The sequence below is a fragment of the Spirosoma sordidisoli genome (assembly GCF_004138325.1).
In the GTDB taxonomy this organism is placed as follows: Bacteria; Bacteroidota; Bacteroidia; order Cytophagales; family Spirosomataceae; genus Spirosoma; species Spirosoma sordidisoli.
In genome coordinates this window covers 207,728-220,962 of sequence record NZ_SBLB01000005.1, presented here as the reverse complement: position 1 = coordinate 220,962, position 13,235 = coordinate 207,728, and the positions used below count along the sequence as shown (strand labels likewise).

Here is a 13,235-nt window from a genome sequence, read left to right as displayed (position 1 = left end):
GATTATATGCCATGATTTTTGCTTATGCCTGTCAGGTATAAGCACAATGTGTTGTACCCGTAACTTGACTCATGTATGTTTTCCTGCCTAATCGTTGAAGACGATCCGTCGTTTTCTGATCAACTCACTACGTATCTGGCAAAAACAACGCTCTTCGATGCACCCCTGATTTGCCGCACGGCCAGGGAGGCTTTCTCGCTGCTCAATACCATCCCGATCAACCTCGTTTTACTGGATTACGACCTGCCGGATATGAACGGTCTCGATTTGCTGGCTTGCCTGCCGCAACCTCCTCAGGTTGTGATGACAACCGCGCATACCCAGCCAGCCGTGGCGTGTTTTGATATCGATGCAGTGGCGGATTTTCTTACCAAGCCTTATAGCTATCCCCGCTTCCTGCGTGCTGTTCGCCGGGCGCTCGGTAATCAGCTGCAGCCGGCCGAGAGCCAGCCAGCCAGCAAGGCGCCAGCCGCCCGCGAAGACAAGTACATCTATTTTAAGTCGGGCCGGAAACTGAACCGATTCGTGCTCGACGATATCGTCTATGCAGAAGCCTATGGGGCCTACACCAAGGTCCATACCCTGACGGGTTCAGTAGCTATCAACCAGCGGCTGGCTACACTCCAGAACGAATTACCCCGCAACCGATTCCTGCGCGTCCATAAGTCGTTTATTATCAATTCGTTGCACCTAAGCAATCTGGAAACAAACCGGTTGCATGTATTGTCGTACAAGATCCCGATCGGTATCACCTATCGGCCAGCCGTACTTCAGTTCATGCAGCAGGCAGGCATTACAGCTCCTATCAGCTGATCTGACCCGACAGATAACCTCTCCTCTCCCCTACCATGAAAATGTTACTTGCGGGCATCACTCTGCTCGTACTTCAGACAGCTCAGGCTCAGTCGTCCCGACTTGCTCAACTACGCCATCAGCTGACGAAAGCACAGCATGATACAGCACGCATACGACTCTATATAGAACTGGCTCAGCTTTACTCTAAACATGTAACGCCCGACAGCGCTTACTATATGGCAATGAAAGGCATCAGCCTGGCCCACAAACATGGGTTATCCCTTCAGGAAAGCGCGCTGTATCTGCATCTGGGTTATTACTACAAACGCAAAGCCAACTATCCAGAAGCACAGTCAGCTTTACAAACGGGCCTGCGCTTATCCGAAAAAAACAAACCCGACAGCCTGAGAATCAAGTTACTGTACCGGCTGTCCTGCATCTATGGCGATCAGGGGATGTATGAGAAAACGATAGAAGCCGCAACGGCAACCCTACGCCTGGCCACGCAACTCAAGGACACGGTGCAGATGTGCTATGCCAGCAATGTGCTTACCTCGGCTTATCTCGACACCAGGAACAAAGAAATGGCCCTGACGTATGCCCACTCATTTTATCAATTGGCTAGCCAGATTGATTCCCGAAACCCCAGGCGGCAGGCCCAACTCATCATGGCCGGGCTAACCATTGCCGATATTTATGAACAGACCGGGCAGTATGCTGAAGCGTACCCGTATATCGAACGCTCGTTTGCCCACACAGTTTCCCTGGGTGACTTCATTCAGACTTCTGAAATAGCTATTCGGCTTGGTAAGAATCTAGTAAAACAGCGTCGATCCGGAGAGGCTATTCGCCATATCGACAAAGCACTCCGTGAGAATCTCACAAACCCTGATGCTTCTGAACCCTACGAAACCTACGCACTGGCCTATCGGCAGCTTGGCCAGCTGAGTACAGCCCTGGCTCACGCCCGTAAAGCTCACCGGATTGCCTTGAAGAAAGGGCACCTCAAACAAATACAGTCGACTTTAGAAACGCTGGCCCTGTTGGAAGAAGACCAGCATATGTATGCCAGCGCAGTGACTCACCTGCGTCAGCTAAACACTATCAACGACAGTCTGTTTACCGTTCAGAAAGCCGAAGCCATTGCCCGGGTAGAAACCAGATATCAGGTAACTCAGCACGAACAAACCATTCAGCTTTTACAAAAAGACGCTTCTCTACGCCAGGTTTCGCTGGCCCGTAAACAGGCTGATTTATTGGCCCATCAGGAACGTCAGACGCTGCTGATACTGCTGACAATCTTTTTGCTGACGCTGGCGGGCGGGTTGCTCATTGTTTTCCTCCATGAGAAAAACGTTGCCCGGCTGCTCGCAGCCCAGAAAGCCGACATTGAGGATAAAGCCCGGCAGCTGGAAGAAGTCAATTCCATTAAAGACAATCTGTTCGCTATTCTCGGTCACGACTTGCGCAGCCCTATCGCCAACCTGAAAACTCAGCTCAACGGTATCAAGGAAGGGTTCATTTCTCCCAAAGAGTTCAGATCACGCATCGATGGGTTGCGCCAGAAAGTAGACAGCGTATATACTACGCTCGATAATCTGCTTCATTTCTCACTGCTCCAGCGAAAAGGCATGCGCTCTTTTCTGACACAGGTTGACCTGGCCGAAACCATAGAATCTGTCGTTCAGCTGTACGACGCCGATATTATGGCCAAGCGCCTGACCCTTCAAACAGCCTACAGTGCAACGCCGGTTTGGGCTGATGAGCATCAGCTGCATATTGTAGGACGCAATATTCTTCAAAACGCCATCAAGTTCACGCCCGTAGGGGGGTCTATCCATATTATTACCCAATACCAGAGCAACCGCTCCAAACTAATCATCAAAGACTCAGGGGTTGGTATGGAAATCAGTCACCAGCTCAATCCGACCGATCAGAACCTCAACAGGCGAGGTACGGCGGGTGAGCGCGGCACGGGTCTGGGGCTACAAATCTGCCGGGAGCTGGTTCAGCTGAACCAGGGGCAACTGCATATCGAAAGCCAACCCGGCCATGGCACAACGGTAACGGTCGAGTTTGGGGAGCGTCAGCAGACAACTTCGACAGTATCTGCTTTTTTACAGTAGTCAGCCTATACGTTTGGCCATATAAACGAATCCGCCTTTTCATCGTACTGGTTTTATCATGCTGATCCAGGAAACATCTCACGGGTGAATATTCGGGATGCTTCCTGCCGCACCGGTCAGCATGACAAAAAACAGCCGTGACAAAAATGAGCAGCACAAAAAAAACAGCAGAGCCGACAAAAATTGCGAACTAGAAAAATCAGCTATGCGAAAGGCTGGTATGGCGCTGGCTGAACGTTTAAACGCCCTTTACCCAAGCTGGATGCCGACCGCTGTTCGAGACAGGGGGCGGCTGCCTTTTTGCGTATATACCGGCCAATCCGTTTCAGATGAGTTACGTAATGGCACTGGTAACGTCTACTATACCTTAAACAACACCCCCCTGTCGGGAAAGGCGTTTACGTTACTCTTTGTACATGCAAAACCAACTCAATCAGGCAATGCCCTGGCCATTCAGACTTCCTCGACGGATGCTGCTGAACGGCAATTTTTCATCTTTATCTCCTGTCGACCAGCTCCGGCTGATAACCCTGCTGCATATCGGCTGGTACGGCATGGTACTGCTCGTACTGATCGTATCGGTCAGTATGGCAAACGGTCAGTATGATCGGGCTCAGTACAACCTGATTGCTGTTCCTGCCTTTCTGGTGCCTACGCTCTGGCTGGCCTACAAACACAAGGTACAGCTGGCTTCCTGGTACCTGCTCATCGCTATGTACGCTACTACCATCTGGGGTATCTATGTCCGGCTTCTGGATAAGGCCGACGTACACGTTGAGTTGCTCTTTATCATGATCGGTATCTTCTCTATCATACTGATCAATAGCAGAGCGTCACTCGCACTGTGCACCTTACTGGCTATCAGTTATTTAACGGCCAGGATAATTACATTTCAACAGCTACATCTCCACTTTGAAATGGGCCAGCTTATTACCGGTATGGCCACATTTATAGCGCTTACTTATGTTAGCTATACTGTCAAAAAAACGGCCATGCAGATTCAGCGAACCATAGCGGTCCAGAATCAGGCGCTCAGCGAGTTGAATACGATGAAAGACAACCTGTTCGCTATCATCGGTCATGACTTGCGAAGTCCGGTAGCGGGATTGAAAACGCAGCTCATGGCCGTAAAAGCAGGCTATACTTCGGCCGGTCAGTTTGAGCAACGTATCGATCAGCTGGCTCAATCCGTCGATGGTGTTTACCTTACCCTCGATAATCTGCTCCACTGGGCCATGCTACAGCGTGAACGGATCAAGCCCAACCCCATTTCGCTCGATCTGTCGAAAATAGCGGAACCCATATTGTTATTATATGTATCGGATATTCAGCGTAAGCAACTTACGGTAACCACCCACCTCGATACGGCTCCTGCTGCCGTTGACGAACATCAGCTGTCTATCGTTGTTCGGAACCTGATTCATAACGCCATTAAGTTCACCCCCCAGGGCGGTACTATTCGCCTATCAACCTCGTCCGATAAAGGACAGGCCCGGCTGACGGTTCAGGATTCAGGCATCGGCATGCCCGTCGCGAACCAGACGGAATCCCGCGAGTCAGCCGTTCAGAACCGCGGTACATCGGGCGAACGGGGAACCGGGCTGGGCCTGCAAATCTGTCGGGAATTCATGCGGCTCAACCAAGGAACCCTTCACATTCAGAGTGAACCCGGAAAAGGCTCAACCATAACGATTTCCTTTATGCTGGATAAAAGCAAAAAGTCTGCCAATCGATCAAATTCGATACCCAAACTTGACCCGGTAGAATCTACCTGACCGGAAACCCGGCCGAACGCCAGTGTCGCTGCCGTCCGTTCTTTACATCGATCCGGTACAGCTCGGCATCGGGAAACCGTTTCAGTAGCCGCCGACTCCGACGCAGCCCCGCTACACTGAATACTTTCGTGAGGGCATCGGCCCGCCAGCCGTCGGAGGCCAGCACGGTAGCCCGTACCGACTGCCGAAGGCCCAGCCCCGAACGCGGGTTCATGATGTGGGAGTAGCGCCGACCGTGGTAGTCGAAGTGGCGGTACAGATCGCCGGAGGTGGTTATGGCGGCCCGGTGCAACCGTATCGTTGTGGAGTCGAATCCAACCCGCCACGGCCCCTCACCCGCCAGCACGTCGCCCCCCAGATCGAGCAGGAAAGCGGGCAGGCCTAACCGACGCAGCAGCCCGGCGGCTTCGTCGATGGCAAACCCCTGCCCAATACCGCCCACATCGAGTCGCATACCGGATCGGGTCAGGCGCACCGCCCGACGTCCACTGTCCAGCTCCAGATACCGATATCCCACCGCCCGGCGCGCCCGCCGGCGTTCAGCCCGGTTCGGCAGCGCCCGTTGCCGCACGGCCCGTCGCCAGAGCTGCGACAGTGGCCCGATGGTAGGATCGTAGCGCCCGCCAGAGAGCCGGGCAATCTGCCGGGCTTTCCACAACACCCGAAACAGATCAGCCGATACGGTAACCCATTGGTTCGAGCCACTGGTGCCGGACAGCCGGTTGATCTCCGACCCGTCGAGGTAATCGCTCATCACCTGGTTGAGCGTATCCATCCGGGCACTCACGGCCGCGTTGGCGCGTTGTGCAGTCAGGCTGTCGGGCGCGTAGACCGTAAGCGTAAATTGCGTACCCATCAGCCCCCGCCGAAACGTAAACCGCTCCGAACGAACTGGCTGGGCCAGCGCAACATTAGCCAGACACAGAACAAGCAAACCAAACAACCGCACCGGGAAAACCATTATTTTTAACATGAGGTCGTAGGATGACGCTACGTTTACCTCTAATTATGATGCCGCATGATCACGATCCGCAATAAATTCATTCTACTGGCCGCCGGCTTCTGGCTGGTCGGCATTTTGCTGGTGTTACTGGGTGCCTACGGCAAAAGCGCGGGCTGGGAAGCCACCGGCCTCCTGCTCACGATCGGCGTTACGGCGCAGGCCATCGGGTTCGGCTTTCTGGGCTATGTGCTGATGCAGGCCGTTTTTTCCCGGAGAAAGTAACGCGCCCGCCCGGATTTTTTACACCCGGGCTGCTTTGTTGCGGAGCATCATGTCGGCCAGTACCAGCGCGGCCATCGACTCAACGATAGGAACCGCCCGCGGCACAACGCAGGGATCATGCCGACCTTTTCCGGATACCGTTACCGGCTGACCGTGTACATCGACGCTGTCCTGGTCCTGCATGATCGTGGCAACGGGTTTGAAGGCCGTCCTAAAGAAGATATCTTCGCCGTTGCTGATTCCGCCCTGAACCCCGCCCGAGTGGTTGGTTCGGGTCCGTACGGCGCCCTGGGCATCGGTATAAAATTCGTCGTTATGCTGCGAACCGTATAGCGCGGCCCCGGCAAATCCGCTGCCGTATTCAAAGCCTTTCACGGCGTTGATACTGAGCATGGCTTTTCCCAGTTCGGCATGGAGCTTGTCGAAGACCGGCTCGCCCCAGCCCGCCGGAACGCCCGTTACCACACAGTCGACCACGCCCCCGATCGAGTCGCCCCGCTTCCGGGTTTCGTCGATGTACTGAAACATCTGCTCCGCTACCGCCGGATCGGGGCAGCGCACCGCGTTCTCTTCGGCCAGCGCCAGCGTCAGTTCCTGATAGGGCGTATCGAGTTTCAGCGTACCGACCTGCGATACGTACGCCTGGATCTGCACGCCCTGCTGAGCGAGCAGCAGCTTGGCTACCGCACCGGCGGCTACACGGGCGGCCGTTTCGCGGGCCGACGACCGACCGCCCCCCCGATAATCGCGGGAGCCGTATTTGGTCTGGTAGGTGTAGTCGGCATGCGACGGCCGGAACTGTTCGGCAATATGCCCGTAGTCTTTACTCCGCTGGTCGGTATTGCGAATGATCAGCGCAATGGGCGTTCCCTGCGTCTGTCCGTCAAACACGCCCGACAGCACCTCGAACTCATCGGCCTCGCGCCGTTGGGTCGTGATGCGCGACTGCCCGGGTTTGCGCCGGTCCAGTTCGTGCTGAATGAAATCGGTGTCGAAAGGCAAACCAGCGGGGCAGCCGTCGATAACGACGCCGATGGCGGGTCCGTGCGATTCGCCGAAAGTAGAAATCTTAAATAGGGTTCCGTAGGTACTGCTCATTTTCTAAAAAAGACAAAAATCATTCCCAGGAGCATCAGCACAATCAACACGTTGGCGATGGCCCTGATCAACGCTGAGACCTGAATGGGTTGCTCTGTACTATCCAATGCATCGATGCCCGCGTATAACGACCGCCCACCGCTGGCATCCGTCGGCTGATCAGCCGGGAGGGTATCCGCAGCCGCATCGGCCGTCGTGTTCAGCGACGCCCGCCCGCCCACCAGCAACTGCAGTCGGGAGCGCAGGGTATCATAACGGGCCCGTTGCGGGTCGAAATATATCCATTGAAATCGGTTTGCCAGCGCAACGGACCCGTTTCGGTGGGGTACCAGAAAATACGAGAACGATTTTCGGCCCGTAATCCGGTCGCCGGTCCGGTTGATGACGTGCCGCGATTCGGGCGGAAACACCTCCAGCTCGGTCGGGTTACCAGTCGTTACCGGGTTGGGCAGGGTGGCTATGTTGCCTTCACCGGCTATGGCAAATGAATAGCGGACGCTCTGCCCCAGTCCAACCCGCTGTCGGCTCAGCTCTTCTTCGAGCCGAAACAGACCAACCGGCACGCGCCCCCGCAGCGGATGCACCGGCAACGCCCGCACGGCTACCGTAACGGGTCGGCTGGTAAAGGAAACCGGCTCGGGCTGGGTAGTGGCCGGGCGGGTCTGGGTGAGCTGGAGGGTAACGGCCGGAATCCGCAGCGGCCGAACGGCCAGCGGGAAAAACTCGGCCCGGTACAACTGATATTGCCGGTATTTTTTTCCGGCTATCAGCACGGGCGAGGGCTTCAGATCGGTTATGTTCCAGTTCTCTTCCCAGGCGTTAACGGGTCTGATCTGCTTGACGATTGTCTGGAGCTGCTTGTCGAGCGCGGTGAAGCTCAGTTCGTAGGGGTAATTATCGGCTACGAAAAACGACAGTGTCATGCCGACCCCTTCGCCCGCGTAGATCGCCGATTTGCTGGTCTGGAGCTGGAGGAAAGCCGCGTTGCCCGAAGGCACTACCGGCGCGGGTGGCGGGGTCTGGAGCGATGACGACACCACGAGTTCCGCCCCCTCCGATCGAACCGGCGTACCGTTTATGACAATCACAAACGGCGGCAGGCGATAGCGGCCGGGCGCACGGGCCTGGTAATTCTGGGTAATGATCTGATTGGTAACGGACTTACCCCCCACCTCGGTCGTGGTTACGCTGGCCGAGGTTCCTTTTTTTACAAAGCCCGCAATATCCGGAAACGCCAGTACCGGCCGGGTGTCGCTGTTGGGAATATTTACCGTAATGACAAATGGCCGTTCGATCGGAAAATTAGATTGGCCCAATTCTATAACTGCTCCATTATCAATTTGTTGCCCAAACGACACTATTTGTAAACAAAAATATAATCCAAGAAATTTGCGGAATATTGCAAAGAACATAGCTATTTTTGGGCAACAAATTCGCGAACAAGCCGTTCCATTTTTAGTTAGATACGCGTACCAAGAACCTACAAACCTCTTTTTTCATTCATCGGCTCCTCTAACCAGAAAACGTTCAAACGTATGCTTTCCATGCTCGAGTACATCAAGACTATCCTTCAGAAGGTGAGTTTTGACAAAGCCCTGTTCGAGAAAGAGTTGGCGAAGGCCATTCAGATGCTGATTCCAGATGAAGTAAAACAGCTCAAACGCTGGTGTTATGCCCAATTCGGCAAAGTTTATCGCGCCGTACTGAACCGTTGCTTCGCCCGGGTTCGCTTTACCTGACGACTCTTTCTTTTTCCTGACCGCTCTTAGCCCCCGGCCACCAGGCCGGGGGTTTTTTATGTCTACCCGGCGTCTTACAAATCGACTTTATCCATCATGTCGGGAATCTGCACGTCGGCAAATCCGGCGGCTTCGAGCTTTTCTTTCCAGACCAGCTGTTTGTCATACTCGCCATGGACCAGAAAAACGGTTTTGACCCGGGCCGGATCCTGGCAGCTCAGGAAGTCGAGCATCTCCCGGTAGTCGCCATGGGCCGAAAAGGAGTCCATCACCTCAACCCGCGCGTTTACGGGGTAGCGTTCGCCGAAGATCGTTACCTCAGCATCGCCCCGTTTCAACGCGCCACCCAGGCTGCTGGGCGATGCGTACCCCACCAGCAGAATGGTCGTGTTCGGGTTCTCAATGTTATTTTTGATGTGGTGTTTGATGCGCCCCGCTTCGGCCATGCCCGAGGGTGCAATGATGATACACGGCTCCCGCTGGTCGTTGATGGCTTTGGATTCGTTGACGTCCGACACGTAATGCAGGTTCGGAAACTCAAACGCATCGCCGTCTTTCTTGATGTAAGCCAGAATCTCGGGGTTGAAATCGTCTTCGTGATCACGCATGACCTCGGTTGCTTTTACCGACATGGGACTATCGATGTAGACCGGCAGCCGCGGCAGCAGGCCTTCGCTCGATAGCTGGTCGAGGGCGTAAATCAACTCCTGCGTCCGGTCAACGGCGAAGGCCGGAATCAGAAGTTTGCCCCGTTTTTTTACGCAGGTATCCTCTACAATACGCAGCAGATGGGCTTTCATGTCGGGTTCAGCTTCGTGAATCCGGTCGCCGTAGGTCGATTCGCAGAGGATGTAATCGGCCTGCGGAAACGGATCGGGCCGACGCAGGATTTTATCGTCAGGACGGCCAATGTCGCCACTGAAGAACAGGCGTTTTTCCGCGCCCTGCTCCCGGATGGTCAGGCTTACGGCCGCGCTGCCCAGCAGGTGGGCCGCATCGGTCAGTAAGCCCGTTACGGTATCGCCGATGGCAAAAGGCTGGCCGTACCGAACCGGCTGCATCTGGCTGAGGGCCTGCTCAACGTCCTGCTCGTCATAGAGGACGTCGAGTTCGGGCTCACCGCGCCGGGACCGACGTTTGTTGACCCGGTCCAGGTCGCGCTCCTGAATGCGGGCGCTGTCCATGAGCATCACGTTGCAGAGATCGATGGTAGAGGCCGTCGTATAGATCGGTCCCCGGAACCCCTGCTTAACGAGCCGGGGAATAAGGCCGGTATGATCGATGTGAGCGTGCGACAGGACCATATAATCGACGCGGGCCGGGTCGAAGCCAAAGGTCTGGTTCAGCTCGTCGGTATTGATACCCTGAAACAAGCCGCAGTCGAGCAGAATCTGCACGCCACGGTCGGTCGTAATGAGATGTTTGCTACCCGTCACGGTACGGGCGGCACCGAAAAATTGAATGGTCATTGGCAGAACAGCCGGGTTTAGGTATCTTTCTTCGTGAATATGTCAAGGCTTAACGAAGCAGATCGACGCCCTAAGTTACGCCGTTGGGTGCAGGAAACAGCAAGCCCCTGGCTGAAACGCATCGGCAAACCCACCTGGGTTCGGGTTGTGGCGGCTGGCGGACTGCTGGCTACCGGGCTCGACCTGGCCTTCCCGATCCGAACTACGGTCCCGTATGCCACCCTGGTTACGGCCCGCGACGGGCAGATTCTGCACGCGTTCCTGAGCCGCGATGACAAGTGGCGTATGTACGCCGAGCTGAACGACATCACGCCCGCCCTGCGCGACGCCATCCTGTTCAAGGAAGATACTTACTTCCGGTACCACCCGGGGTTCAACCCGGTATCCCTGCTGCGGGCGGCCGGGCGGAACCTCCTCAACGGCCGGCGCACCTCCGGAGCTTCGACCATCACGATGCAGACCGTACGGCTGCTCGAGCCCCGCCCGCGCACCTACGCCAGCAAGCTGATCGAGCTATTGAGGGCGGTGCAGCTGGAAATTCGTTTGTCGAAAGACGAGATTCTGCAACTGTACCTGAACCTGATTCCCTACGGCGGCAACATCGAAGGGCTCAAATCGGCCTCGCTGCTGTACTTCGGCAAGCCACCCGCGCTGCTGAGTCTGGCCGAACTGACTACACTGACCATCATTCCGAACCGCCCGTCGAGTTTGCGGCTCGGTCAGAATAACGCCCGGATCGTGCAGGAGCGCAACCGCTGGCTGGCCCGCTTCCGGTCGGCGGGTCTGTACGATGACGCGACCATTGCCGACGCCCTGGCCGAACCCCTTACGGCCTACCGGCGAGCCGCGCCCCAGCTGGCTCCGCATCTGGCGCGACGGCTCCGGGCCGAGTATCCGGAAGTTCCTATCATTCGATCGAGCCTCCATCCGGCGGCCCAGGCCACGGCGGAGCGGCTCGTGCAGAACTACGCCAACCGAATCCGGGCGCTGAATATTCATAACGCGGCCGTGCTGGTACTCGACAACCGAACCCACGAAACGGTAGCCTACATCGGCTCGGCCGACTTCGCCAACACCCTCGACGGGGGGCAGGTCGATGGGGTGCGGGCAGTACGTTCGCCGGGAAGCGCCCTCAAGCCGCTCCTGTACGGACTGGCCTTCGACGGGGGGCAGATCACACCCAAAACCAAACTGGCCGACGTGCCGACCAACTTTGGCGGGTATGCCCCCAGCAACTACGACCAGCGGTTCAACGGCCCCGTTACGGCCGAGTTTGCGCTGGCCAATTCGCTCAACATACCGGCCGTGGCGCTGCTGAACGACATCGGCACATCGACGCTGGTAGCAACCATGCGCAAAGCAGGCTTCTCGACGGTGAAGAAGCAGGCCCGCGACCTTGGCCTGTCGATGATTCTGGGCGGCTGTGGCGTTACCCTCGATGAAATGACCCGGTTATATGCGGGTTTCGCCAACGGGGGTGTAGTTACCGACGGGCGGCTCACCCCGGCCGCTGCGGGTCAGCAAACGGCCGGATCGCGGATTCTCTCGGCCGAAGCAGCTTACCTGATTGGCCACACGCTCACCCAGATCACCCGGCCCGACCTGCCCAATAACTTCGACAACAGCTACCATCTGCCGCGGATTGCCTGGAAAACCGGCACCAGCTACGGCCGGCGCGACGCCTGGAGTATCGGCTACAACCAGCGGTATACGATCGGCGTGTGGGTCGGTAACTTCTCGGGGGTGGGCGTTGCTGAACTGAGCGGGGCCAACACCGCCACTCCGCTGCTGTTTCAGCTCTTCAACGCCCTGGACTACAACGCCCCGAGCGGCTGGATACGCCCACCGCGTACGCTGGCCATGCGGCTGATCTGCCCCGAAACCGGCGATATTCCCGGCGACTCCTGCCTGAACCCCATTACCGACTATTACCTCATGGGGGTGTCGCGGCACCGGTATTGCCAGCACCGCAAGCCCATCTGGACCAACCAGACAGGTACGCTGGCCTACTGTGCCCACTGCCGCCCCGACAGCGGAGCCGTTCGCCGGATGTATCCCAACCTGGCTCCGAACGTACTGGCTTTCTACCAGGCCCAGCGCATACCGGTGGCCCGTATACCACCCCACAATCCGGCCTGCGAGCGGGTGTTCGGGTCGGGTGGTCCGCTGATTACCAGCCCCAGCGAAGGCAGTGAGTATTATATCAACCCCCGCCAGCCCGCCGAACTCGAGCTAAGCTGTCAGGCCCCCAACGATGTGGAAACCGTTTTCTGGTACCTGAATGATAAACTGTACCGCAAAGCCAGTCCGCAGGAAGCCGTGTTTTTCAAACCCCGGCCGGGTGCGCTGAAAATTTCCTGCGCCGACGACCGCGGCCGACATACCGACCTGCGCATCCTGGTCAGGGCCGAGTGAGGATTTGTTCATTTTGCGTTTCCACAAATTCTTCACACTTTTCCACCTTAAAAGCCAACATACTCCTATGAAACCCCTTTTATCCGTTCTACTGGCGCTGCTACTGACAAGCGCTGCCTTTGCCCAGACCACCCCTACCGACCCCTCGCAGGACCCAACAGCCCTGACCAACGCGTTCTTCAAAGCCATGCTCGACGAAGATGGTACCATCAGCAAATACATGACGTCCGATTTTACCATTACCAGCTTCGACGGCGCAACGGTAGACGGCGATCTGCTGGCCCAGGGCGTGGGCGGGGGGTATGTCATCATCGAAACCGGTACGCTATCCAACGCCCGGACCCGCCAGTACAACAGCGACGCGGCCGTAACGACCGGCAGCTGGAAAGCCAAAGGCAGCATTCAGGGGCAGAACTTCGAGAATACTGTCTCTTTCTCGGTCATGAGCGTGAAGCAGGGATCGACCTGGAAAATTGCCAACGTTCAGTTTACGGCCACCAAATAGCGACTATCTCTGGTTGCCGATCACTCAATACCTGCGGCAACTTCTTTGAATTCAGTACCCACTCCGCGTAGTTAGAGTGGGTTTTTTC

General features: G+C 56.4%; 12 protein-coding genes. 8 read left to right on the top strand and 4 right to left on the bottom strand.

The genetic code is table 11. The annotated features are described in order from the left end of the window. Positions 1 to 75 precede the first annotated feature (75 nt). The 4 genes from EQG79_RS18865 (at position 76) to EQG79_RS18855 (ending at position 4,696) form a co-directional block, all read left to right on the top strand. A complete protein-coding gene (locus EQG79_RS18865; protein ID WP_077923093.1) occupies positions 76 to 813 on the top strand; it encodes a LytR/AlgR family response regulator transcription factor in 738 nt (245 codons plus the stop codon). A gap of 35 nt (positions 814 to 848) precedes the next feature. Next, the gene (locus EQG79_RS18860) at positions 849 to 2,921 is read left to right on the top strand and encodes an ATP-binding protein (protein ID WP_077923092.1); all 2,073 of its coding nucleotides are present in this window, start codon (positions 849 to 851) and stop codon (positions 2,919 to 2,921) included. A gap of 97 nt (positions 2,922 to 3,018) precedes the next feature. After that, positions 3,019 to 3,528, top strand: coding sequence for a hypothetical protein (locus tag EQG79_RS31060; RefSeq protein WP_165358925.1), 510 nt, complete (start codon positions 3,019 to 3,021; stop codon positions 3,526 to 3,528). After that, positions 3,476 to 4,696: a sensor histidine kinase gene (locus EQG79_RS18855; RefSeq protein ID WP_165358924.1), complete on the top strand. Its 1,221-nt coding sequence runs from the start codon at positions 3,476 to 3,478 to the stop codon at positions 4,694 to 4,696. Before EQG79_RS31060 ends, EQG79_RS18855 begins: the two co-directional genes overlap by 53 nt. Here EQG79_RS18855 and EQG79_RS18850 read toward each other — a convergent pair. Then, positions 4,689 to 5,669: an FAD:protein FMN transferase gene (locus tag EQG79_RS18850; RefSeq protein WP_240699391.1), complete on the bottom strand. Its 981-nt coding sequence runs from the start codon at positions 5,667 to 5,669 to the stop codon at positions 4,689 to 4,691. The genes EQG79_RS18855 and EQG79_RS18850 overlap by 8 nt on opposite strands. A 45-nt stretch (positions 5,670 to 5,714) precedes the next feature. Here EQG79_RS18850 and EQG79_RS18845 point away from each other — a divergent pair, with 45 nt between their 5' ends. Then, a complete protein-coding gene (locus tag EQG79_RS18845) occupies positions 5,715 to 5,921 on the top strand; it encodes a hypothetical protein (protein ID WP_077923090.1) in 207 nt (68 codons plus the stop codon). Positions 5,922 to 5,939: 18 nt separating this feature from the next. On the opposite strand, the gene aroC is transcribed toward EQG79_RS18845, so the two are convergent. Together aroC and EQG79_RS18835 are read right to left on the bottom strand one after the other, a co-directional pair. Continuing rightward, positions 5,940 to 7,019 carry a chorismate synthase gene (gene aroC / locus EQG79_RS18840; protein ID WP_077923089.1) on the bottom strand — a complete coding sequence of 360 codons (1,080 nt, stop codon included), beginning with the start codon at positions 7,017 to 7,019 and terminating at the stop codon, positions 5,940 to 5,942. Further along, on the bottom strand, positions 7,016 to 8,335 hold the full coding sequence (locus EQG79_RS18835; RefSeq protein ID WP_236648863.1) for a BatD family protein: 1,320 nt from the start codon (positions 8,333 to 8,335) through the stop codon (positions 7,016 to 7,018). Before EQG79_RS18835 ends, aroC begins: the two co-directional genes overlap by 4 nt. 219 nt (positions 8,336 to 8,554) lie before the next feature. On the opposite strand from EQG79_RS18835, the gene EQG79_RS18830 reads away from it, so the two are divergent. Next, complete coding sequence (locus tag EQG79_RS18830) at positions 8,555 to 8,758, top strand: hypothetical protein (RefSeq protein ID WP_077923087.1); 204 nt, start codon at positions 8,555 to 8,557, stop codon at positions 8,756 to 8,758. A 74-nt stretch (positions 8,759 to 8,832) separates the two neighbouring features. Here EQG79_RS18830 and EQG79_RS18825 read toward each other — a convergent pair whose 3' ends face one another. Continuing rightward, positions 8,833 to 10,227, bottom strand: a complete 1,395-nt coding sequence (locus tag EQG79_RS18825; protein WP_129603187.1) for an MBL fold metallo-hydrolase RNA specificity domain-containing protein — start codon at positions 10,225 to 10,227, stop codon at positions 8,833 to 8,835. A gap of 39 nt (positions 10,228 to 10,266) precedes the next feature. Between EQG79_RS18825 and pbpC the strand changes: the two genes are divergently transcribed. Together pbpC and EQG79_RS18815 are read left to right on the top strand one after the other, a co-directional pair. After that, positions 10,267 to 12,642 (top strand): penicillin-binding protein 1C, encoded by a 2,376-nt coding sequence (gene pbpC / locus EQG79_RS18820; RefSeq protein ID WP_129603185.1) that lies wholly within the window; start codon positions 10,267 to 10,269, stop codon positions 12,640 to 12,642. Between the two features lie 67 nt (positions 12,643 to 12,709). Further along, positions 12,710 to 13,147, top strand: coding sequence for a nuclear transport factor 2 family protein (locus EQG79_RS18815; protein ID WP_077923084.1), 438 nt, complete (start codon positions 12,710 to 12,712; stop codon positions 13,145 to 13,147). Positions 13,148 to 13,235: the final 88 nt, after the last annotated feature.